This is a genomic window from Paenibacillus sp. FSL E2-0151 (assembly GCF_037993015.1).
Lineage (GTDB): Bacteria > Bacillota > Bacilli > Paenibacillales > Paenibacillaceae > Paenibacillus > Paenibacillus amylolyticus.
The window spans coordinates 6,304,650-6,327,833 of the sequence record NZ_CP150308.1 but is presented as its reverse complement, the minus strand read 5'-3'; the positions used below and the strand labels follow the sequence as shown (position 1 = coordinate 6,327,833).

The window sequence follows — 23,184 nt, the reverse complement described above, 5'->3', positions numbered from 1 at the left end:
ATATAATTTAGACGCTGCTTCGGCAGGGCGGCCGACCTTAATGTCGCGGCGTTTACCACAAGGATGTGGAACTAATTTATCTTCAGGGAGGAAATATCAAATGATTATCAACCATAATATTACGGCGTTGAACACTCACCGCCAACTGTCCAGCAACTCTGCTGCTACTAGCAAAAACATCGAGAAATTGTCTTCAGGTCTTCGTATCAACCGTGCTGGTGACGATGCTGCAGGCTTGGCAATCTCCGAAAAAATGCGCGGTCAAATCCGCGGTTTGGATATGGCTTCCAAAAATGCTCAAGATGGTATCTCTTTGATCCAAACAGCTGAGGGCGCATTGAGCGAAACTCACTCCATCCTGCAACGTGTACGTGAACTTTCCGTTCAATCCGCTAACGGTACGAACACTGAAGAAGATCGTAAAGCGCTGCAAAGCGAAGTTTCTCAATTGAAATCCGAAATCGACCGTATCGGTGATACTACTGAGTTCAATACGAAGAAATTGTTGAACGGCGCTTTGAAAACTTCTGGTGCTTCTGTAGGTTTGGATTCTACTACAGGTACTTCTGTTGCTAAGTTATCTGCGGGTAAAATCGCTGGTACAGCAGCAATTGATGTAGCTGCTAACAAACCAGTTACTGGTGACTTTGTAAAAGAAACGTTGAACATCGATGGAACTGAAATTGATGTAAACTGGCAGAACCTTAGTGCAGATGAAAAGAGTGTCTTGACGGGTGTAACTACTGACCCTGCTTCTAGACAAAAAGCAGTTGACTTGATTGTAAGCAAAATCAATGAAGCAATTGATGCTTCTGGTAAAAATGTAGCACATGTAAAAGGATATCAAGCTGCTGGTTTGGTTACAATCGAAAGTGGTTCTACAGGAACTGCTTCAACTGTTGAAAACGTTGCTGGTGCCGGGGTGTTCGACAGAGTAACGGCTGGTGGTACAGCAGCAGCAGGAACTAGCAACTATAACGGTACAGCTATTGCGGCAACTGATAAATTTAACTTCACTATTGGTGATACTAAACTTCAGGGAACAATGGGCGCTATAAATAACGGAGATACTATGGATGCCGTTGCAACTGCATTGCAAACATCTATCAATGCTGGAATTGCTGCTGCTAATACAGCATCTGGAGCAGCCGCTGCTGGTGACTTTGGCTTTATTAGCAACGTTAAAGTTAATGCTTTGGCAGATGGACGTCTTGAAATCGTTAGCGAAAGTGGCCCTATCAACCTTGAAGATCTTGCTGGTAAAACTACGGTTAAAGATCTTGGTTTGACTCAAGCACAAACAGATGCTTCTGGTAATGGTGGCGTTACTTTCCAAATCGGTGCAAACAAAGGTCAAAGCATCACTTTTGGTGTAAATGACATGCGTTCCACTGCTCTGGGTGTATCTGGTGTAGATATCTCTACTACAGCTGGTGCTTCTAATGCAATCACTTCTTTGGATAAAGCAATCAGCTCTGTTTCCAGCGAACGTGCTAAATTGGGTGCGGTTCAAAACCGTTTGGAACACACAATCAACAACTTGAACACATCTTCCGAGAACCTGACTGCAGCTGAGTCCCGTGTACGTGACGTTGACATGGCTAAAGAAATGATGGAACAAACGAAGAACAACATCCTTGCACAAGCTGCACAAGCTATGTTGGCTCAAGCAAACCAACAACCACAAGGCGTTCTGCAATTGCTTCGTTAAGATTTTCTCTAATACCGAAAGCTCCGGAGTATTCCGGGGCTTTTTTTTGTTTTGCTAGGAATTTCCTAAAATAACGAAGACCACTGACCGATATATATAATAAATCAAGCGTTCTTGGAGGATAGAGCACATGAATGTACAGTTTTCCTTCTCGGCATCCGGCGCATCTAACGGACAGCCCCGATCAGAAGTAGCTCCTGTTCAAAGTGCAAGTGAATCAATATCTTCAGCGTCAGCTATTAAAAATTATAAAGATTTAAGTACAAAAGAAATTCAAGGTGCCAAAATTTCGATTGCAGACGAACACTTGATTAAAACAATTGAACGTGCGGTCCAATCTTTGCAGGGTCCTGAAACAACTTTGGAAATCAGTGTACATGAGAAGACCCATGATATTATGGTGAAAGTGATGAACAAAGATACTGGGGAACTTATTCGCGAGATTCCACCAGAGAAAACACTGGACTTAGTAGCTAAAATGATGGAGATCGCAGGCATATTGGTAGACGAGAAAATATAATTATAGGAGGGATTGAATGGTTACACGTATTAACGGCTTCTCAGGTATGGACGTAGATAGCATGGTTAAGAGCATGATGACAGCCAAGCGTATTCCACTGGATAAACTGAATCAGGAAAAGCAAATCCTTGAATGGAAACGTGATAGTTATAGAGAAATCAATAGTAAACTCGTAGACTTTCGTACGAACAAACTCATTGATAAGTACGGTAAGAGTGCAGCATTAAATACACAAAAAGCTATAGTGAGTGGGAACACAGATGCCCTTAAAGCAGAAGCTTCAGCTACTGCCAACGGGATCGATATGAAAGTTAGTGTCACTCAAGTAGCTACCAGAAAGACAGTGGAAACCTTCGGTCTTGCTGCACCTGTAGCTAGTAATAAAACCTTGGCTGATTTGCAGATTATGAGAGATGGTACAGATCCAGCTACACTGACAGAGGCAGATCGGACTGCCCTCAACGCTGAAGAGTTTAAATTTACGATTAATGGTGTTAGCTTTACAGATAGTAATGGTAAGTCATTATTCACCGGATCTACGTCTATCGCTACGATGGTCGCTACGATTAATGGTAATACCAATGCTAATGTTACTGCAAAGTATGATGAGATAAGCGGGAAATTGATTATTAGCTCAAAAACAAGTGGTACGGATGGTAAGGCAGACCTTGTGGCAACTGATGATAATAGTTTGCTTGATCTTTTCAACCCTCAAAATAGTACTGATCAGTATAAAACCACTGATGCCAAAAATGCTTTTATATTCGTTAATGACAGAATGTATGAGAGTCAAAGTAACACGATTACAATAAATGGTATACAGTTAACTGTCGAGAAAACAACGGTAAACCAGACAGACCCTAAAGTGAATCCTACCACTGGTGATACCCCGGTAACAATTAAGACATCGAGTGATACTGAAACTGCTTTGCAAACCATTAAGAGCTTCGTAGAGGACTATAACTCGTTAATAACGTTGTTGAATACCAAGTTAGACGAGAATAAGTATCGTGACTTCAAACCGTTGACCGACGAACAAAAGACTGCAATGAAAGATACGGATATTACTAACTGGACTGACAAGGCCAAAAGCGGTTTGTTAAAGAATGATGATTTATTAAGATCAGCTCTTTCTAATATGAGAGGCATTATATCGGGGCAAGTCGTCGCTTTGTCTGAGATGGGAATTACAATGGGGTCCTACAACTCAGGCGGCAAAATTGTTCTGGATGAAGTCGTCTTGAAAAAAGCTTTGACTGAGAATCCCCAAAAAGCGGTCGATTTGTTCCAAGGCACAGGCAGCGAAGCGAATAATGGTATTTTTGACAAGTTGGCAGACAAAATATCAGGTTCGTTGGATAGTCTCGTTACACGTGTCGGAACTAGTAAATTCTCAGCTGATCTCACAGTCAGTTACAAAGAAGAAAGTGCTATGGGTAGGAAACTCAAAGAGTACAATAATCGAATTACCAATATGCTTACAATTTTGGAAAACACAGAGACTCGTTATTATAAACAGTTCACTGCGATGGAAACAGCAATGAACAAACTCAGTTCACAGTCGTCCAGTCTATTCTCTACCACAAGCTAAGAGAAATTTTATAATAGAGGGTGACCTAATTGATTAAATCTCCATATGAAAAATATCGTCAATCTTCCGTTCAGACTTCAACGCCAGCTCAATTGGTTATTATGCTGTATGATGGGGCAATCCGATTTGTAAAAGTTGGACTTGAGGGCCTGAATAACCAGGATATTGAAAAAGCAAATCTTAATCTGGGTAAAGCTCAGACTATTATTAGTGAACTTATGTCTACATTGGACCAGTCATATGATGTATCCAAAAACTTATTTGCTCTGTATGAGTATACGAATTATCTTCTAATTGAAGCCAATATTCGTAAAAGTCCAGAAAAAGCTGAAGAAGCCATTGGATATTTGACTGACTTGCGTGAGACTTGGATGCAAGCCTCTAAACTAGCCTCTACGCAGACTGAAAGTGCTCATGGATAATCTTATTGAACGCTTGTCAACTATGACTCAGGTAGTTATTGAACGGATTGAGGAGACCTCCTATGAGGAACTGGAAACCTTCATAGAAGATCGACAACATATTGTTGATGCTATAATTAAAGAGAGTGAGAGTTTTCCTCTGGATGTAAAACAAAAAGGGGAAGTTCATCGGATTTTGGCCTATGATAAAACTTTACTTGATCGCATGAACACACTTCGGATTGAGGCTCAAGATTGGTTGCATAAGCGCAATCAAGCAAAAATGCAGCGGAATGTATATGAGACTACCTATGCGTCGGATAGTATGCTAATGGATAGAAGAAAATGATATATTAAAAACGGGGTAGTCTTAGATCTACCCTGTTTTATTTTAAGCTTAGTCTGTTAGCTCGTCTTATCTATGAAAATGAAGATTGTTTTACTAAATAATTTGATTGCTCATATAAATATGAGTTAATAGATTTAAGCAGACAGTGCCATGTTTTTAGTGATCTACTACTTTTTAGTACAGGTCAATTTTCTGCTTGTCCTAAAATAACCTCTTATACTAATTAACTTTAATAGTAAATTATGAAATGTTTAACTTTCGTAAATTTTGTTATTCACTCGTTATCTGAACAGTAGACTCTCATCCAAGCTTCTATCATTAATACATCAAAAATAGACTTATCAACCCGCCATTTACCTGATATATTCAAGATATCCCACCGTTCAACACAATCCCCAATTAATCTACAAAAAATTCCAAGAAAACATTTACTTTTCCAATTGACAATGGATAACTTTGGATGGTATTATCTGAATTGTGGGCAGAGGTTAAGGCCGAAAGCTTCACTTCATTTGATGACGAAGGGAATGTTAGTGCATGCAAGGTAAAGTAAAATGGTTCAACGCAGAAAAAGGTTACGGTTTCATTGAGACTGAAGACGGCGGCGACGTATTCGTACATTTCTCCGCAATTCAAACCGAAGGATTCAAAACTTTGGAAGAAGGTCAATCCGTAGAATTCGACATCGTCGAAGGCGCGCGTGGACCGCAAGCAGCTAACGTAATCAAATTATAATCATCCGGACAATCCGACCTACATATATGGTTAGATGGTTACCAAATTGAATTATCGCTAGCATCAGACTCCGGTACTTTCCGGGGTCTTTTTTTGATTCAATAGATTAGAAATTTGAGAATCATCCCAGGAACATTTTTCTATTAAATTTAATAGATTCAAGAGACAGATTGAAGTTCATTTTACATATTAGATTGAGGTAGCTCAAAAACGGTTAAATACATCATCAAGCGCCTAATAAGACATACCATGTAAATATACGATTAGGGCTGAATATGATGAAATATCGCGAAATATGGCGTTATGCCTACGTTGGCAGATGTGGCTTGAACAGATGTCATTATTCGGTCACCGGGAGTTTTTACATGGCGCTTACATTCGTGTTATAATGAAGTGGCAAAGGAAAAAGGAGGAGTGCCCTATGAATTTAAGTATTCGAGGTCAACAAATCGAGGTTACTGATGCTTTGAAGGATTATGTCGACAAAAAGTTGAGTAGACTCGAGAAGTATTTCGATGCACCCCTTAACTCTGACGGTGCTGTTACATTGAGCACGACGAGAGGTTTGCATACGGTAGAGGTGACGATCCCTTTGAAAGGCATTGTGCTCCGCGCCGAGGATGAGAGCGACGATATGTACGCATCCATTGACTCCGTGGTGGACAAGCTGGAACGTCAGATCCGCAAACACAAAACAAAAATTAACCGTAAGTTCCGCCAGGAAGGCAGCCTGAAAACACTCTTCGTTGAAGATCCAACAGGTACTGTAGCTACTGCTGAACTGGATACGGATACGGATGACGATGATTTTGAAGTCGTACGGACGAAACGCTTTATGTTGAAACCAATGGACGTGGAAGAGGCCATCCTCCAAATGAACATGGTTGGTCACAATTTCTTCGTATTTTCCAACATTGACAGTGAAGAAGTTAGCGTTGTTTACAAACGGAACGATGGTAAGTACGGATTGATCGAACAAGGTTAATATTAACGTACAGGATCATCGGAACGGACATGCGTATGAATATCTAATAATAATGAAGACAGGGACTGTAGTTTCCTGGATTGGACTTAACAAGAGCTTCCATCCCTTAGGGGATGGGGCTCTTTTGTGCGTAGAGAAGCTGGGAAATCACCTTTGGAAATAAAATGGTGAAACTATTCCCTATGCTGTTGCGTCTAATAGATAGTAAGAATAATCATAATTGGTACAAGTTTATCACCAGATTCCGATGCTTACGAAAATATTCGTATACCTACATTCGAGAACTGGATATTGAGATTTCCATCCAAATTTACCATCAAAATTCGTTGACAGGGCTGTCTATCCTGCAAAACGAAACATGACAATCGAACGCTTCCGCTAACGACTATGATTTTTTGCACTTAAACTCCATTTGATATGTCTCAGAAGTTCAAAGAAGTGTGCCGTGGCGTGTTGCGGCGGCTCTTACAAACTGTTACAATTTATGCAAAGAGAATCATTGTCCTGATGAGGAATTGTCAACGAATGATCGCTAATCATAATCAATGACAGGCACAGCACCATGAACATGATTCGCAAGGCTCGGGCTTCGGCTACTTTTTAATAACCGAATCCGTTTGAATACCGAATCAGCTTCATGAGGAACCCTTGGCAAGCCTGGAGTTGATTCATCCATATTACTTTTTATATTGTTTGTCACCCCCGGGCAAGTGGATGCAATATCCATCCGATGGTGTCGCGTGGCGGCAACAGGGGGTCTATTCTGTTTTGCACGAAAGGGGTATACCATGCTAGGACTTGTCAAAAAGATCTTCGGCGACATGAATGAACGTGATGTTAAACGTCTGATGAAGACGGTCGATGTGATCAATAAACTGGAACCACAATTTCAGGCGTTGTCTGATGAACAACTGAAAGGTAAAACGGACGAATACCGTGCTCGTATTGAAAAGGGAGAAACGACAGATGAACTTCTTCCAGAGGCATTTGCAACCGTACGTGAGGCATCACGTCGTGTACTGGGCAAACGTCACTACGATGTACAGATGCTGGGCGGTATCGCTCTGCATGAAGGCCGTATTTCCGAGATGAAAACGGGTGAAGGTAAAACGCTGGTAGGAACACTTCCGGTATATCTGAACGCGTTAATGTCCAAAGGTGTACACGTGGTCACGGTCAATGACTACTTGGCACAACGGGATAGCCAGGAAATGGGACAAATCTATGAGTTCATGGGCATGACGGTTGGGGTTAACCTCAGCGGTATGGACCATGCGTTGAAACAACATGCATATGCATGTGATATTACGTACGGAACGAACAATGAGTTTGGCTTTGACTATCTGCGTGACAACATGGTGCTCTACAAAGAGCAAATGGTACAACGTCCATTGTTCTTCTGTATCATTGATGAAGTAGACTCCATCTTGGTCGATGAGGCGCGTACGCCACTCATTATCTCTGGACAAGCTCAGAAGTCGACGGATATGTACTATGCAGCAGATCGTTTTGTGAAACGTTTGGTGCCGGAAGAAGACTTTACGGTAGATATTAAGGTGAAATCCGTAGCGTTGACTGAGGCGGGCGTGGCAAAAGCAGAGAAAGCATTTGGTATCGAGAACTTGTATGATCATGCCAATGTAACTCTCAACCATCACATTGTACAGGGCTTGAAAGCTAATGCAATCATGCGTCGTGACGTGGATTATGTGGTCAGTGATGAGGAAGTCATGATCGTCGATGAATTCACAGGTCGTCTGATGTCTGGACGTCGTTACAGTGATGGATTGCACCAGGCGATTGAAGCCAAAGAAGGCATTGAAGTACAAAATGAGAGCATGACGCTTGCTACGATTACCTTCCAGAACTATTTCCGGATGTACCGTAAACTTGCGGGTATGACGGGTACAGCGAAAACCGAGGAAGAAGAGTTTAAAAAAATCTACGGTCTCGAAGTACTGCAAATTCCAACCAACCGCCCAAACAAGCGGGATGACATGGCAGATGTCGTGTACAAGAGCATCGATGGCAAGTTCAATGCCGTTGTAGAAGAAATCGTGGCACGCCACAGTAAGAATCAACCGATTCTGGTAGGTACAGTGTCCATTGAGAACTCTGAACGCCTGTCTGACATGCTTAAACGCCGTGGTGTCAAACACCAGGTACTGAACGCCAAGTACCACGCGGAAGAAGCAGAGATCATCTCAGGAGCTGGTCAAGCGGGTGCAGTAACGATTGCAACCAACATGGCAGGACGGGGTACAGATATTATCTTGGGTGATGGTGTAGCTGAAGTAGGCGGCCTTCATATCATCGGTACAGAGCGTCACGAATCACGCCGGATTGATAATCAGCTACGTGGCCGTGCGGGACGTCAAGGTGACCCGGGTTCAACACAATTCTACCTGTCACTGGGTGATGAATTGATGAGACGTTTCGGTGCAGACAATGTATTGAACATGATGGAGCGTCTTGGTTTTGAAGAAGACCAACCGATCGAGAGCCGGATGATTACCCGTGCAGTAGAATCAGCGCAGAAGCGTGTTGAAGGTAACAACTTTGACGTGCGTAAAGTCGTTCTCCAATATGATGATGTAATGAACCAACAACGTGAAATTATATATAAACAGCGCCGCGAGGTACTGGAGTCCGAAAATATCAAACAAATCGTTATGGATATGATCAAGCCTTCCATTGAACGTATCGTTGAAGCACATTGTAGTGACGATATCCCGGAAAACTGGGAGCTTCAGGAAGTTGCTGATTACATGAACAGCAAATTGCTGGACGATGGTTCCATAACTAAAGATGATCTGTGGGGTAAGGAAGCAGAAGAGATCATCGAGTTCCTGTTCACGAAAGTTCAGAACAAGTACAATGCACGTGAAGAGCGAATTGGCGAAGAGATGGTTCGTGAGTTCGAGAAAGTGGTTGTGCTCCGTGCAGTAGACAGCAAGTGGATGGATCATATTGATGCAATGGATCAATTGCGTCAAGGTATCCACCTTCGCGCCTACGGTGGTACAGATCCACTGCGTGAATACCAGTTCGAAGGCTTCGAGATGTTCCATCAGATGATCGCTTCGATTCAAGAAGAAGTAGCGACTTATGTGATGAGAGCACAGATCGAGAGCAATCAGGAGCGTCAAGCGGTTGTTGAGGAAAGTCAGATCTCGACAAGCGGTGAACCTGCTGAGAAACGTCCAGTGAAGGTTTCTGACCAAATCGGACGTAACGATCCATGCCCATGCGGTAGTGGCAAGAAGTTCAAACACTGCCACGGTCAAGAGTAGTTAGAGGTTTTTTCTATACACGAATGACATGAATGGCTCCTTGCAGCCGGGTATTCCATACGATGAAGTGAAGGATGCAAAACCGATTAATGGTGCATAGTTATAATAATATGACCATGATCACGGGGAAGAGATATACTGATACAACAGTAGTCTCAACACCAGGGTGACGCATCGGATACTTGATCTGGAGGAATCCCCTGGATGCGGGGAGCTTATCTTAATGAAAAGAGGAATTGCACATGATCGATCCAAACGTGAAGCATGACCTGCGTGAAATAGGCAAAAAACTAACAAACCTTAGGGGGTCTCTTTGACTTAGATCTGAAGCAAGAGATGATCGGCAACTTCGAAGTGAAGATGTCTGCCCCCGATTTCTGGGACGATAGTGACAAGGCGCAATCCGTAATCGCTGAGCTAAATGCGGTGAAGGGATCTGTGGATCAATACACCAAACTCCAACAGGATTATGATGATGCGGTGATGATGGTAGAACTGGCTGACGAGGAAGGCGACGAAGACCTCGCTGCAGAGATCGGTAGAAGCGTCACAGCGATCGTGAGCAAGGTGGCAGAGTTCGAACTTCAGCTGCTCCTGAACCAGCCGTATGATAAGATGGATGCCATTCTAGAGCTTCATCCGGGGGCAGGTGGTACCGAGTCACAGGACTGGGGACAGATGTTACTCCGGATGTACACACGTTGGTCCGAGAAGCGTGGCTTCAAGGTTGAGGTTCTGGATTATCTACCAGGAGATGAGGCGGGGATCAAGAGTGTCACGCTATCGATCAAGGGGCACAATGCTTATGGTTATCTGAAAGCCGAGAAGGGTGTACACCGACTGGTGCGGATCTCTCCTTTTGACTCATCGGGCCGTAGACATACGTCCTTCGTATCATGTGATGTGGTTCCTGAGATTGATGATACGATTGAATTGGACATTCGAACAGAGGATCTCAAGATTGATACCTACCGTGCGAGTGGCGCGGGTGGACAGCATATCAATACCACCGACTCAGCCGTGCGGATTACCCACCTTCCGACAGGTGTAGTTGTAACGTGTCAGAATGAACGTTCACAGATCAAGAACCGTGAGCGGGCGATGAAGATGCTTCGTTCGAAATTGTATGAGCGTAAAATTGAAGAGCAAAAACAACAGCTGGATGAAATCCGAGGAGATCAGTCGGATATTTCATGGGGTAGCCAGATTCGCTCCTATGTGTTCCATCCCTATAGTATGGTAAAGGATCACCGTACAAGCGTAGAGACTGGAAATACAGGGGCAGTAATGGACGGCGACCTCGATGCATTCATCGATGGTTATTTGCGTAGCCAGATTAAAGTAGAAACCGATTAATATAAGTTCCTGTATGGACCCATACGTGTAGGCGTATGCTGGTGTATACGGGAGCTTTTTTTTGAATAATTTTATAGGATAGAAAAAATGAGCGAACAACTGATCAGTCACATAAAGGAGAGCACGAGAACATGCAACAACGATCACAACTTCACAATAATCGCAAAAAGAGGATAACTAGCCTCATTCCACTCAATGGTCCATGGAGAAACGTCGTGGATACGGTATCTATCATTGTAGGTTCGTTTTTAATTGCAGTGGCCTTTAATTTATTTTTATTACCAAATCAGATCGCTTCGGGTGGGGTTTCCGGGTTATCAATTCTGGGCAAGGAATGGCTTAATTGGGAGCCGGCATATACCCAATGGGCAATTAATATCCCACTTTTGATTGCGGGTTTCCTGCTCATTGGCAAGCAGTATGGTGTTCGCTCGGTATTGGGCAGTATTGTCCTGCCACTGTTAGTTTATCTCACGAAGGATTGGGCCATTCCAACAACGAATCCGCTACTTGGTTCACTGTATGGTGGGATTGGTGTTGGTTTAGGGATTGGAATTGTATACCGAGGTAGAGGATCAACAGGTGGCATGAGCATTCTTGCCAGAATCGTACAGAAATACAGTGGATTGAGTTACTCGCTGTGTGTAGTCATCATGGATGCTACGGTTATTATTATGGCTGCTTTTGTATTGTCGTTGGAGCAGTCCCTCTATGCGCTGATTGGGTTGTATGTTACTGGTAAAGTGATCGATGCTGTTGAGATGGGGCTGGGCTTTTCCAAGGTGGCTTATATTATCTCCAACCAGACCGAAGCGATTAGCAAAGTGATTCTGGATGATCTGGATCGTGGATTAACAAAGCTGGAGGCCAAAGGCGGTTACACCGACGACCAACGAACCGTACTGATGGTAGTGGTTGGGCAAAATGAAGTGCCAAGACTCAAGGCATTGATCCGGTCTGTGGACCCGGGAGCTTTTGTCATTATCAGTAACGCGCACGAAGTGCTTGGCGAAGGTTTTAAGCGGGGAGAACATGTGTGAACGGGTTGAAAACTAGTGAGTGAGCCGTGTAGGCTCATACGTTCGGAAGTTCAAGACAAGAAAAAAACAGGCACATCCTTCTCCAAAATGACGGGAGAGGATGTGCCTGTTTTTTTACTATAAATATTGACCGCTACAAAATCGGAGATAGCAGACGGGAAATGGCTTCTTTGAAGCGGATAATGAAACTGCGTTTTTGGTATTCATCGAGCGTCATCTCTCGCGATACATGCAGGTCGTGCTCAAAGGTTTGTACAAGTGCTGTCGCAATCGCTTCATCGTACATAAAAGCATTAACCTCAAAGTTTAACCGGAAACTGCGGTAGTCAATATTGGCGGTTCCCACGGATGCAACCAAACTGTCAATGATAAGTGTTTTGGCATGAATGAAGCCATTATCATATATAAATACTTTGGCGCCCACCTTCAACAACTCACCAATATAAGATAACGTAGCCCAATATACAAAGGCGTGGTCGGGTTTATTTGGAATCATGATGCGAACATCTATGCCGGACAGACACGCGAGACGAATAGCTTCGAATACACTGGCATCCGGGATAAAATAAGGCGTTTGAATCAGAATCGATTGTTTGGCCCCATTAATCATCTTGAGATAACTGTTCTTGATATGTTCAGTCTCTGCATCCGGTCCACTGGAGACAATCTGCATGGCAATCTTTCCTGTACCCTCGATATGAGGGAAATGCGCCGGAACATAAGGTGTGTCGTGTTGCTTGGATGCTTCATTCCAATCCAGAAGGAAACGGGTCTGCAGTGCATGAACGGCGTTCCCCTGAATACGCAGATGTGTGTCGCGCCAGTAACCGAATTTGGAGTTCAAGCCAAGATACTCATCTCCAACGTTAAATCCGCCCGTGTACCCCAAGTTACCATCGATGATGACAATCTTCCGGTGGTTCCGGTAGTTCATACGCAAGTTGATCAGACTGAATTTGGATGGGAAAAAGACTTCAACCAAACCGCCTGCTTCGCGCAATTCTTTGAAAAAGCGTTTTGATACCCGCCGTGATCCGAGCGCGTCATACAGCAAACGGACTTTGATACCTTCCCGCGCTTTGCGGATGAGTGCATCCCGAATTCTTTTGCCCAGACGGTCGCCTCTATAAATGTAGTATTGTACGTGCACGTGATCCTGAGCCGCTTCGATGTCGTCCAAGAGCCGTTGGAACTTGTCTGTTCCGTCCGTAATGATCTCAACGGCATTATCCTCTGTTAACAGAGCACCGTTCTGCTTCAGGTTCATATAGATCATGTCCTGGCTAGTCTCGGTTGCTTGGTTGCGGAAAGGAGTGCGGTTATCGTGCAACTGCGTGAGCTGGGCTTCAATACGTTCCTCTAGCCCGAGCTTCTTACGTTCTTTCCACTGGAAAAGCCGGTATCGGGTCAGGTTCTGACCGGTTAAAAGATAAAGTACAAACCCAAACACCGGAATAAAGTTCAAGACGAGCAGCCAAGCCCATGAAGCGCTGGCATCCTTCCGTTCGAAGAAAACGACTGCTGCCGCAAAAATAATATTCAGGCCAAGGAGTACAATAAGTAAAATGGATTCGATATGCACTATAGTCCCCCACGTCTCATAATGACCATCATGAATCTATTCATATGTCCTTGGTAGCAGGTTAGTTATGAATGAGACCCTGATTGTAATGTTTCCTACTAATACGTATTTTAACAGATGTATACCTATTCGTCCCGGATGAGAAAAAAGATATGTTCGGATTGGATGGAAATCCATGTGAAATTGATGATAGAGTGTTGTATTTATATAACCAGAGTCGTATAATAATACACAAATATGCATATAAGCGACGGAATTGCTGTGTTCGAGTATCCTTCAGAGAAGGACATAGCACAAGTAGCGCATACATCGAGATTGGGGGAGCGAGAGTGAATAACAAATTAAAAGTAGCAATCGTCGGTTCCACCGGCTACGGCGGGGTGGAGCTGATTCGTTTTTTCCAGAACCATCCGTTGGTTGAAATCACATCGGTGATCTCATCATCGAGCAGTGGTGAGTCCATCGCAGATGGATTTCCGCATTTGACGGACGTGATCCACAGGCCACTCGACGGTGTAGATCCGGCTGAAATTGCGAGTCGTGCGGATCTGGTATTCACAGCGACCCCGTCCGGCGTAAGTGCAAAGCTTGTACCAAGCCTGCTAGCAGCAGGGCTTAAGGTGATTGACCTGTCTGGTGATTTCAGACTTAAGGATGGAACAGTGTACGAAGAATGGTACAAACATCCGGCGCCTTCAGCTGATTTGCTGGAACAAGCGGTATACGGCATGGCTGAGGTGTATGGCGAAGAAGTGAAGGGACAGAATTTTATATCCAACCCAGGCTGTTATCCAACGGCTACACTTCTTGGACTGATCCCTGCAGTAGAGGCAGGCTGGATTGATCCTTCTACTATTATTATTGATGCCAAATCAGGCGTATCTGGAGCAGGACGCGGAACAAGTCTAACAAATCATTATGCAGAGATGAATGAGAATCTCAAAGCCTATAAACTGAATAAACATCAACATATTCCCGAGATTGAACAAGTGCTTGGCAGTATAATGGGAACGCCTGTAACGGTTACCTTTACAACACATCTGGTGCCAATGACACGTGGAATCATGAGTACGATGTATGCAAACCTCGTTGGGGAACACAGCGACCGGGAGATCGTGGATTTGTACCGCAAATATTATGAGAACAGACCTTTTGTACGTGTACGTGAACCGGGCATCTGGCCTTCTACCAAAGAAGTGTACGGATCCAACTATTGTGATATCGGATTTGCGGTGGATCCTCGCACAGGGCGTTTAACGATTATTTCGGTCATCGATAACCTGGTGAAGGGTGCTTCCGGGCAAGCGATTCAAAATATGAACCTGATGATGGGATGGGAGGAGAACCTCGGGCTGAACATGACACCGGTATATCCATAAGGGATTGGAATTCAGGAGGAGCACTGGGACATTCGGTGTAAAGTGCTTTCTCGGAGTCACTTAGGGAGAACGGATCAGGTCAAGCAGGCGGATCATCAGCATATAGCTGAACGCATACGGGGGATATGATATGGGAACGAATGTGGAGCAACAGACTTTTACCGTGGTTGAGAACGGAACAATTGTAACCCCTAGGGGATTCACTGCTGGTGGACTTCACTGCGGATTGAAAAAGACATCTCGTAATGACATCGGAGCGATCCGCTGTGATGTACCGGCTACAGCTGCTGCTGTATACACGACGAACGTGTTTCAGGCGGCACCACTCAAAGTAACGCGCGAAAGCTTGAGCAACGGACGCCTTCAGGCTGTTATCGTTAACAGTGGTAATGCCAATGCATGTACAGGGCAACAAGGGGAAGAAGATGCTTATGCGATGCGTTCGGCGGCTGCGCGTGAGTTGGGTGTGGCAGAAGAGGACGTGGCTGTGGCATCCACAGGTGTCATTGGGGAATTGCTCAAAATGGATGCTGTACATTCAGGCATCACCGGACTTCCAGCGCATATGGGCAAGGAGTCTAACGAAGCGGAACAATTTTCACAAGCGATTTTGACAACGGATTTGGTGAAAAAGGAAGCCTGCGTCTCCGTTATAGTTAACGGCAAGACGGTTACGATTGCGGGAGCCGCCAAAGGCTCGGGTATGATTCATCCGAATATGGCGACAATGCTCGCTTTCATGACCTCTGACGCGGTCATTGGTGCAGAAGCGTTGCAGCGCCTGTTGCGCCAGGCAACGAATCATACATTCAACATGATTACTGTCGACGGGGATACAAGTACAAACGACATGCTGGTAGCGATGTCCAGTGGATATGCAGGCAATGAAGAGCTGACGATGGAGCACCCGGACTGGGATGCTTTTGCAGCTGGATTCACCTATGTATGCCAAGTGCTGGCCAAAGCCATTGCTCGCGATGGTGAAGGAGCAACCAAACTGGTCGAGGTAGAAGTTACAGGTGCAGTAAGTGATGAATCCGCACAGGCAATTGCCAAAACCGTCATCGGGTCCAGTCTTGTGAAATCCGCTATGTTTGGCGCTGATGCCAACTGGGGACGGATTATTGCAGCCGTAGGGCGTGCAGGACAACCGGTGAACCCGGATACCGTAGATATCCGTTTGGGAGATATCTCGGTACTTGCGCAGTCCCGCCCAGTCGTGTTTGACGAAGAATTGGCCTTGGCCTATTTGCAGACCGATACAGTTCGCATTGTGGTAGATCTGCACCACGGCGAAGGAACAGCAACAGCCTGGGGCTGCGACCTGACGTATGACTACGTCCGAATTAACGCCGCATACCGCACGTAATAAGACTTTGGGATAAAGGTTTTGCGAAACAGCTGTCTTCTATTGTGAAGCTGTTTCGTGAGATGTTTCAAAAATTATCAATGAAATTTAAACTTGTTGTTTGGTGTTGGACATATAGCGATAGTAATGGAGAAGAGGGAATTGATTCTGCAGAAGCGGAGCGGTCGCCTTTGTCTCCGGGTGTTCCCCTATATAGGGATAATTCAAGAAACCTGGAGACAACAGCGATCAAAAGAACAATCCGAATTCGGAATGGACTCCTACCAGCCTTTATGACCTTATAAAAGTGTTATATTTTTTTGAATATAATTTTTACTATGATAGGAGCTTGCCCTCATGAATTCAACAATGCCAAACGAGAGTACCGCAACGGAAGCGAGCACAGAGAAACAGATGTTTGTCATGAAATGTGGAGGCAGCACGCTGGCAGCATTGCCCGAGTCTTTCTTTGCGGATCTGCGTGATTTGCAGTCTCAGGGCACACAGCCGGTAATCGTGCATGGCGGAGGTCCTGCGATCTCGGATAACCTGGCGAAGCTTGGTATCGAAACCGAATTCGTTAATGGCCTGCGCAAAACGACTGAACCTGTGCTGGACGTAGTGGAGATGGTGCTTGCGGGCAGTATCAACAAACAGATCGTGCGCCTGATTCAGCGTGTGGGCGGTCGTGCACTAGGTTTGTCCGGCGTGGACGGGGGTCTCATTCAGGCGAAGCCCGTATCGAACCACGCAGAGATCGGTTGGGTAGGCGATGTCACTGGTGTGAACGCAGAGATTATCCAAGGCATCGTGAACATGGGATACATGCCGGTTATTGCACCAGTTGGCGTAGATGCAACTGGACAACGCTACAACATCAACGCAGATACAGCTGCGGGTGCAGTGGCGTCTCATCTCGGCGTAAGTCGGATGATTGTCGTGACCGACGTCCCTGGCATCATGAAGAACGTAGGCGGCGAGAAAAAAGTACTGCCATCCGTATCTGTACAAGAGATTGAGGACATGATCCAGACCGGAGAAATCTATGGCGGCATGATTCCCAAAGTGCGTGCAGCAATCGCATGTATCCATGGCCAAGTACGTGAGGTCGTCATCGTAGACGGCAGCGAACCCCAGATCCTGAGCCGAGTGCTCGGCGGAGAAATCATCGGAACAAGAATCATCCGTATGCAATAATTTGCTCTCAGTGTGCTAGGGTCTTAATGGTCTTATATTAAATAAAAAAATATGTGCACGGCTTTTTTATATAAGAAATCTAATATTACACTCACATATCGTAGGGTGCAGAACCAATCTGAAGAATAAAAATGCATAACGGAGAGGACAGAAATAACCTGAAGAAGCGGAGCGTGCGCCTTTATCACAGGATTTTCCCCATTGAAGGGGAATAAAAAAAATCCAGGGATAACAGCGATCGGAAGGTTGTTCTGTCATCGAAGTGGAGTATGCATACGTTCGGAAGATGGTTCCGCAATCGGAGTGATCTAGTGTAAATAAGAGCTCTTATATAATTGCCGTTGTACCAACCAATAAGGAGTGATATGGTCATGGCAAAAGGCAACGAACAGCCAGGTTCTGGCACAGCGGTAGCGGGCGCAACAGCAACAGGTGCAGCGGCACAGACGGAAAGCTCGCTTTTCCAAACGTATGCACGTTATCCAATCAGTCTGGTCAAAGGTAAAGGCAGCTGGTTATGGGACGATCAGGGGAACCGCTATCTCGATTTTATGTGCGGACTCGCTGTAACTAGCCTGGGCCATGCACCGGAGAAAGTTGGAGCCAAGCTGAAAGCTCAGATTGATGAGTTGTGGCATGTGTCCAACCTGTTCCAGATTCCAGGCCAGGAGAAGGCAGCAGCATTGCTGACAGCCAATACGTGCGCTGATGCAGTGTTCTTCTGCAACAGTGGTGCCGAAGCGAATGAAGCAGCTATCAAAGTTGCACGTCGTTATCACCAAAAGGTGAAAGGTACAGATCGCTATGAAGTAATCACATTTGCCCAGTCCTTCCATGGACGGACACTCGCAACGCTGACAGCAACCGGACAGGATAAGGTGAAAGAAGGATTTTTACCATTGCCAGCCGGATTTGTAACTGTACCTTTGCATGATATCCCTGCCCTTGAAGCGGCAATTGGACCCAACACAGCAGCAATTATGCTGGAGATGGTTCAAGCCGAGGGTGGTGTATATCCGGTCGAACCGGAATTCGTCAAACATGTACGGAAATTGTGTGACGAGCATGGGTTACTGTTGATAGTTGATGAAGTTCAAACGGGAATGGGACGTACGGGTAAATTGTTTGCGCACGAACATTATGGCATTGAGCCAGACGTGTTCACCGTTGCCAAAGGTATCGGCAGTGGTTTCCCTGTAGGCGCGATGTTGGGTAAAGGTTTCCTGCGGGATGCGTTCACGCCAGGTAGCCATGCGACGACATTTGGTGGAACACCACTTGCTTCCTCCGTTGTGATAGCAACAATCGAAACAATGCTGGAAGATCGTTTGCCAGAGCGTGCAGCGGAGATGGGTGAATATCTGATGAGCTCCCTACGGGATCGTTTGGCGGGTAATTCCTTTGTGAAGGAAGTTCGTGGCTTGGGATTGTTGGTCGGCATAGAATGTGCTGAGCCGGTAGGGGATATTGTACTTGCTGGGCAAAAACGCGGGATTTTGTTTGTCTCTGCAGGACCGAATGTGATCCGTTTGCTTCCGAACCTGTATGTGAGCAATGAAGAGATCGACGAGGCCGTATCGCTGGTAGCCACATTGATCGAAGAGCACGTAGCGGCGAAAGCCTAACATAAAAATGAGAACCTTTCTGTCTCGGGGCCATTACCGGCCTCGAAGCAGAACGAGATGATGAATCCCTGTAGCCGCGCGGTGAACTTGCAGAAGGCGGAAAAGAATAAACTTGAGAAGCACCAAGACAAAGTGTCAACGTTGCTCTCTCTTCTGCCCATGCGGGTGCAGGGAACCGGAAATAAGGAGGACATTATACATGACAGCACAACAGACGGAAAAGATTCAGAAGATTGATCTGAGAGGCCGGGATTTTATCGAATTCACGGACTACACAGCAGAGGAAATTCGTTATCTGCTTGATCTCGCAATTGAGATTAAAGGCAAACAAAAAAGCGGTGTACCTTTTCAACCGTTGAAAGGCAAAACGATCGGACTTATTTTTGAAAAATCATCCACACGTACGCGTGTATCCTTTGAAGTGGGTATGTTCCAATTGGGCGGACACGCGCTCTTCCTGAGCAAAAATGATATCCAACTGGGTCGTGGGGAAACAACACATGATACAGCCAAAGTATTGTCCCGCTACCTGGACGGCATCATGATCCGTACCTTTGGACACCATAATGTAACTGAACTGGCAGAGCATGCGGATGTTCCAGTCATTAACGGCCTGAGCGATGCAGCGCATCCTTGTCAGGTACTGGCAGACTTCCAAACGGTGCTGGAGCACAAAGGTAAGCTCGCAGGTCTGAAAATGGCCTACATCGGAGATGGCAACAACATGGCACACTCCCTGATGCTCGGAGCAGCGAAGATGGGTATGCATGTTGCTGTAGCAACGCCAGAAGGTTATGAGCCGGATAGTGCAGTTGTGGAGCAGGCACGCATTATCGCACAGGAGAGCGGTTCTGAAGTGACTGTAACGTACAGTGCACAGGAAGCAGCCAAAGATGCAGATATCGTGTATACGGATGTATGGGCGAGCATGGGCTTTGAGGAAGAGCAGAAGATTCGTGAGCAGGCATTTGCCGCATATCAAGTGGACGAGGAACTGATGAAAGGCGCGAAGCCGGACTACATGTTCTTGCATTGTCTGCCAGCACACCGCGGCGAAGAAGTGAGTGCCGGTGTAATTGACGGACCGAACTCCCTGATCTTTGATCAGGCGGAGAATCGCTTGCATGCACAGAAAGCATTAATGGCTGCATTAATGAGCGAATAGATGCTATTTGCCTTTATGGGTTGATTTTAGGCGCAGATTTGGCGATGATAGATAAAAGTTTATAGCAACTGATCTTGGGGAGGACCATTGAACATGGCTAAGGAAAAAATTGTACTCGCGTATTCAGGCGGGTTGGACACATCTGTAATTTTGAAATGGTTGAAAGAAACGTATGATGCTGAGATTATTGCATTCACAGCGGATATTGGACAAAAGGATGAATTGGACGGTTTGGAGGAAAAAGCACTGGCAACAGGCGCTTCCAAAGTATACATCGACGATCTACGCGATGAATTCGCAAAAGATTTCATTTATCCAATGTTCCAAGCTGGTGCCCTTTATGAAGGACAATACCTGCTTGGCACAAGTATTGCTCGTCCACTGATCGCTAAACGTATGGTGGACATCGCTCGTGCAGAAGGTGCTACAGCCATCGCTCACGGCGCTACAGGTAAAGGAAATGACCAAGTTCGGTTTGAGTTGAACGCGGCTGCACTGACACCAGACATTAACGTAATTGCACCTTGGCGTCTGGAAGAATTCCGTAACCAATTCCCGGGACGTGCCGAGATGATCGCGTACGCTGAGAAACATGGTATTCCGGTAACCGCTTCTGCGGCTAAACCATACTCCACAGACCGTAACTTGCTGCATATCAGCTATGAGAGCGGTGTGCTCGAAGATCCTTGGTTCGATCCAAGCGCGGACGAGAACAAAGACATGTTCCTGCTGAGCAGTGCACCTGAAGATGCACCAGATCAAGCGGAATATGTTGAACTGGAATTCGAACAAGGTGACTGTGTTGCACTGAACGGTGAGCGCTTGAGCCCACTGCAAGTGATGGAGCAACTGAACGAGCTGGGTGGCAAACATGGTATTGGCCGTGTAGATATGGTTGAGAACCGTTTTGTTGGTATGAAGAGCCGTGGCGTATACGAAACACCAGGTGGAACAATCTTGTTCACCGCACATCGCAAAATGGAGTCCATCACGATGGACCGTGAAGTGATGAACCTGCGTGATAGCCTGATCACACGTTACAGCACACTCGTTTACAACGGCTTCTGGTTCGCACCGGAACGTCTGGCGCTGCAAGCACTGGTGACTGAAAGCCAGAAGAACGTTACAGGTACAGTTCGTGTGAAACTGTACAAAGGCAACATCATCGGCGCAGGCGTGAAAAGTCCTGTCAGCCTCTACAATCCGGACATCGCAACGATGGAAGCTGATCCAACGCAAGCCTACGATCAAGGTGATGCAACAGGCTTTATCCGCCTGAATGCACTGCGTTTGAAAGTAAACTCCGGCGTGGAGCAAAACAAAAACTAATTTCAACCTGCATCTATAGAGCTATATCAATATAAATGACAAGGCAGGCCGTTCTTGCACATCTGGCAGGAGCGGCTTTGTCCATGAGCGAAAGGGGAGTACTCACCGTGAGCAAGCTGTGGGGAGGACGTTTTACAAAACAAACCAATCATTTGGTTGAGGAATATACGGCATCGATCAATTTTGACAAAGCTTTGGCTGAGGAAGATATTCAGGGCAGTCTGGCCCATGTGACAATGCTGGGCAAATGCGGTATTCTGCCGGCGGAAGATGTAGAGACCATCAAAGAAGGATTGATCACCGTTCTGCACAAAATCCGTGCGGGTGAAGTGGAATTTTCCGTATCGGACGAAGACATCCACATGAATATTGAGAAAAACCTGATCGAGACGATCGGTCCTGTAGGCGGGAAATTACATACAGGCCGTAGCCGGAATGACCAGGTTGCAACGGATATGCACCTATACCTGCGCGAACGCGTGGTTGGATTTGTAGGCATGCTGCATTCCTTGCAGGAAGCACTGATTGGACAAGCAAAAGATAACCTCGATACAATTGTACCGGGTTATACGCATCTTCAACGGGCGCAGCCAATTCTGTTCGCACATCACCTGATGGCGTATGTCTCCATGTTCCAACGGGATGCGGAGCGTCTGATGGACAGCTACAAACGCATTAACATCCTACCACTGGGCGCAGGTGCGCTCGCGGGCACAACATTCCCGATTGACCGTCATTTTGTGGCGGAACAACTGGGATTTGATGGCGTCTACGAGAACAGTCTGGACGCAGTAAGCGACCGTGACTTCATCGTTGAGTTTCTGGCGGCAGCTTCGCTGATCATGACCCACTTGTCCCGTCTGAGTGAAGAGCTGGTACTGTGGAGCAGCACGGAGTTTGGATTTGTTGAACTGGACGATGCGTTCTGTACAGGCAGCAGCATCATGCCTCAGAAGAAAAATCCAGACGTTCCTGAACTTGTTCGTGGTAAAACAGGACGTGTGTACGGCAACCTGATCGGTTTGCTGACGGTACTGAAATCTCTTCCACTGGCATACAACAAAGACATGCAGGAAGACAAAGAAGGTATGTTTGACACAGTAGCGACGCTGGAGGGTGCGCTGCAACTGTTTGCTCCAATGATCGCGACAATGACAGTGAACAAGGATCGGATGCGTCAAGCGGTCAACCAGGATTTCTCCAACGCTACGGATATTGCCGACTTCCTCGTGGGCGAAGGCTTGCCTTTCCGTCAGGCGCATGAAGTGATTGGTAAAACGGTGTTGTACTGCATCCAGAACAGCAAGTATTTGCTGGATCTGACGATTGATGAATTCCGTCAGTTCTCACCACTGTTTGATGACCGGATCTATGATGTGCTGCAACCGGAAGCGGTAGTGAACGCTCGTAATGTTTACGGCGGAACTGCTTCGGGTCAAGTCGCTGAAGCCATCGGGCGCAGTGAGAAGGTACTGGAGATCACCGAGCAATGGATTACGAACCGCGGTTAATACCACCGCTACTATAAGGTACCCTTACAGATACAACAGTACAACAAAGAAGCAGGCCAGAGAACTT

19 protein-coding genes are annotated in these 23,184 nt (G+C 45.8%); 17 read left to right on the top strand and 2 right to left on the bottom strand.

Features of this window, described 5'->3' with window-relative positions; genetic code table 11:
- The first annotated feature begins 100 nt into the window (after nt 1–100).
- From MHI55_RS28165 to raiA, 7 genes are all read left to right on the top strand, one after another.
- Nucleotides 101–1,711 carry a flagellin gene (locus MHI55_RS28165; RefSeq protein WP_340387786.1) on the top strand — a complete coding sequence of 537 codons (1,611 nt, stop codon included), beginning with the start codon at nt 101–103 and terminating at the stop codon, nt 1,709–1,711.
- Nucleotides 1,712–1,841: 130 nt separating this feature from the next.
- Nucleotides 1,842–2,231, top strand: coding sequence for a flagellar protein FlaG (locus MHI55_RS28160; RefSeq protein ID WP_036612465.1), 390 nt, complete (start codon nt 1,842–1,844; stop codon nt 2,229–2,231).
- Nucleotides 2,232–2,247: 16 nt separating this feature from the next.
- On the top strand, nt 2,248–3,822 hold the full coding sequence (gene fliD, locus MHI55_RS28155) for a flagellar filament capping protein FliD (RefSeq protein WP_340387784.1): 1,575 nt from the start codon (nt 2,248–2,250) through the stop codon (nt 3,820–3,822).
- A 29-nt stretch (nt 3,823–3,851) separates the two neighbouring features.
- A complete protein-coding gene (gene fliS / locus MHI55_RS28150; RefSeq protein WP_036612461.1) occupies nt 3,852–4,244 on the top strand; it encodes a flagellar export chaperone FliS in 393 nt (130 codons plus the stop codon).
- Nucleotides 4,237–4,572, top strand: a complete 336-nt coding sequence (locus tag MHI55_RS28145; protein ID WP_036612458.1) for a flagellar protein FliT — start codon at nt 4,237–4,239, stop codon at nt 4,570–4,572. The genes fliS and MHI55_RS28145 overlap by 8 nt, the downstream gene beginning before the upstream one ends.
- A gap of 537 nt (nt 4,573–5,109) precedes the next feature.
- A complete protein-coding gene (locus MHI55_RS28140) occupies nt 5,110–5,307 on the top strand; it encodes a cold shock domain-containing protein (RefSeq protein WP_017691992.1) in 198 nt (65 codons plus the stop codon).
- 421 nt (nt 5,308–5,728) lie between these two features.
- Complete coding sequence (gene raiA / locus MHI55_RS28135; protein ID WP_036667734.1) at nt 5,729–6,292, top strand: ribosome-associated translation inhibitor RaiA; 564 nt, start codon at nt 5,729–5,731, stop codon at nt 6,290–6,292.
- A gap of 532 nt (nt 6,293–6,824) precedes the next feature.
- On the opposite strand, the gene MHI55_RS28130 is transcribed toward raiA, so the two are convergent.
- The gene (locus MHI55_RS28130; RefSeq protein ID WP_164783431.1) at nt 6,825–6,968 is read right to left on the bottom strand and encodes a hypothetical protein; all 144 of its coding nucleotides are present in this window, start codon (nt 6,966–6,968) and stop codon (nt 6,825–6,827) included.
- 112 nt (nt 6,969–7,080) lie between these two features.
- Between MHI55_RS28130 and secA the strand changes: the two genes are divergently transcribed.
- The 3 genes from secA to MHI55_RS28115 all read left to right on the top strand — a co-directional run bounded on the left by secA (nt 7,081) and on the right by MHI55_RS28115 (nt 11,981).
- On the top strand, nt 7,081–9,585 hold the full coding sequence (gene secA / locus MHI55_RS28125; protein ID WP_036667733.1) for a preprotein translocase subunit SecA: 2,505 nt from the start codon (nt 7,081–7,083) through the stop codon (nt 9,583–9,585).
- Nucleotides 9,586–9,827: 242 nt separating this feature from the next.
- Nucleotides 9,828–10,941, top strand: a protein-coding gene (gene prfB, locus MHI55_RS28120; RefSeq protein WP_101313559.1) for a peptide chain release factor 2 whose coding sequence is annotated in 2 segments (ribosomal slippage) — nt 9,828–9,899 and nt 9,901–10,941 — 1,113 coding nt in all. Because the reading frame shifts where the segments join, the coding sequence is not laid out codon by codon here.
- 131 nt (nt 10,942–11,072) lie between these two features.
- Nucleotides 11,073–11,981: a YitT family protein gene (locus tag MHI55_RS28115; RefSeq protein WP_036612451.1), complete on the top strand. Its 909-nt coding sequence runs from the start codon at nt 11,073–11,075 to the stop codon at nt 11,979–11,981.
- Between the two features lie 133 nt (nt 11,982–12,114).
- Here MHI55_RS28115 and cls read toward each other — a convergent pair whose 3' ends face one another.
- Nucleotides 12,115–13,563 (bottom strand): cardiolipin synthase, encoded by a 1,449-nt coding sequence (cls, locus tag MHI55_RS28110; RefSeq protein ID WP_340387782.1) that lies wholly within the window; start codon nt 13,561–13,563, stop codon nt 12,115–12,117.
- Between the two features lie 329 nt (nt 13,564–13,892).
- Here cls and argC point away from each other — a divergent pair, with 329 nt between their 5' ends.
- From argC to argH, 7 genes are all read left to right on the top strand, one after another.
- Nucleotides 13,893–14,942: an N-acetyl-gamma-glutamyl-phosphate reductase gene (argC, locus tag MHI55_RS28105; protein ID WP_340387780.1), complete on the top strand. Its 1,050-nt coding sequence runs from the start codon at nt 13,893–13,895 to the stop codon at nt 14,940–14,942.
- Between the two features lie 130 nt (nt 14,943–15,072).
- Nucleotides 15,073–16,311, top strand: a complete 1,239-nt coding sequence (argJ, locus tag MHI55_RS28100) for a bifunctional glutamate N-acetyltransferase/amino-acid acetyltransferase ArgJ (protein ID WP_340387778.1) — start codon at nt 15,073–15,075, stop codon at nt 16,309–16,311.
- Between the two features lie 336 nt (nt 16,312–16,647).
- Nucleotides 16,648–17,487 carry an acetylglutamate kinase gene (argB, locus tag MHI55_RS28095; RefSeq protein WP_127551507.1) on the top strand — a complete coding sequence of 280 codons (840 nt, stop codon included), beginning with the start codon at nt 16,648–16,650 and terminating at the stop codon, nt 17,485–17,487.
- A gap of 371 nt (nt 17,488–17,858) precedes the next feature.
- Nucleotides 17,859–19,112, top strand: coding sequence for an aspartate aminotransferase family protein (locus tag MHI55_RS28090; RefSeq protein ID WP_340387776.1), 1,254 nt, complete (start codon nt 17,859–17,861; stop codon nt 19,110–19,112).
- A 199-nt stretch (nt 19,113–19,311) separates the two neighbouring features.
- Nucleotides 19,312–20,277, top strand: coding sequence for an ornithine carbamoyltransferase (gene argF / locus MHI55_RS28085; RefSeq protein ID WP_047840650.1), 966 nt, complete (start codon nt 19,312–19,314; stop codon nt 20,275–20,277).
- Nucleotides 20,278–20,370: 93 nt separating this feature from the next.
- Entirely contained in the window at nt 20,371–21,606 is a 1,236-nt protein-coding gene (locus tag MHI55_RS28080) for an argininosuccinate synthase (RefSeq protein WP_017692004.1), read from the top strand.
- Between the two features lie 107 nt (nt 21,607–21,713).
- Nucleotides 21,714–23,117 (top strand): argininosuccinate lyase, encoded by a 1,404-nt coding sequence (gene argH, locus MHI55_RS28075; RefSeq protein WP_036612430.1) that lies wholly within the window; start codon nt 21,714–21,716, stop codon nt 23,115–23,117.
- Nucleotides 23,118–23,184 lie beyond the last annotated feature (67 nt).

Bases quoted from the DNA above. Each gene is read 5' to 3' on its own strand.
- MHI55_RS28165 (WP_340387786.1), top strand. From the start codon at position 101: ATGATTATCAACCATAATATTACGGCGTTGAACACTCACCGCCAACTG.
- MHI55_RS28160 (WP_036612465.1), top strand. From the start codon at position 1,842: ATGAATGTACAGTTTTCCTTCTCGGCATCCGGCGCATCTAACGGACAG.
- fliD (WP_340387784.1), top strand. From the start codon at position 2,248: ATGGTTACACGTATTAACGGCTTCTCAGGTATGGACGTAGATAGCATG.
- MHI55_RS28145 (WP_036612458.1), top strand. From the start codon at position 4,237: ATGGATAATCTTATTGAACGCTTGTCAACTATGACTCAGGTAGTTATT.
- MHI55_RS28140 (WP_017691992.1), top strand. From the start codon at position 5,110: ATGCAAGGTAAAGTAAAATGGTTCAACGCAGAAAAAGGTTACGGTTTC.
- raiA (WP_036667734.1), top strand. From the start codon at position 5,729: ATGAATTTAAGTATTCGAGGTCAACAAATCGAGGTTACTGATGCTTTG.
- MHI55_RS28130 (WP_164783431.1), bottom strand. From the start codon at position 6,968: ATGGATGAATCAACTCCAGGCTTGCCAAGGGTTCCTCATGAAGCTGAT.
- secA (WP_036667733.1), top strand. From the start codon at position 7,081: ATGCTAGGACTTGTCAAAAAGATCTTCGGCGACATGAATGAACGTGAT.
- MHI55_RS28115 (WP_036612451.1), top strand. From the start codon at position 11,073: ATGCAACAACGATCACAACTTCACAATAATCGCAAAAAGAGGATAACT.
- argJ (WP_340387778.1), top strand. From the start codon at position 15,073: ATGGGAACGAATGTGGAGCAACAGACTTTTACCGTGGTTGAGAACGGA.
- argB (WP_127551507.1), top strand. From the start codon at position 16,648: ATGAATTCAACAATGCCAAACGAGAGTACCGCAACGGAAGCGAGCACA.
- MHI55_RS28090 (WP_340387776.1), top strand. From the start codon at position 17,859: ATGGCAAAAGGCAACGAACAGCCAGGTTCTGGCACAGCGGTAGCGGGC.
- argF (WP_047840650.1), top strand. From the start codon at position 19,312: ATGACAGCACAACAGACGGAAAAGATTCAGAAGATTGATCTGAGAGGC.
- MHI55_RS28080 (WP_017692004.1), top strand. From the start codon at position 20,371: ATGGCTAAGGAAAAAATTGTACTCGCGTATTCAGGCGGGTTGGACACA.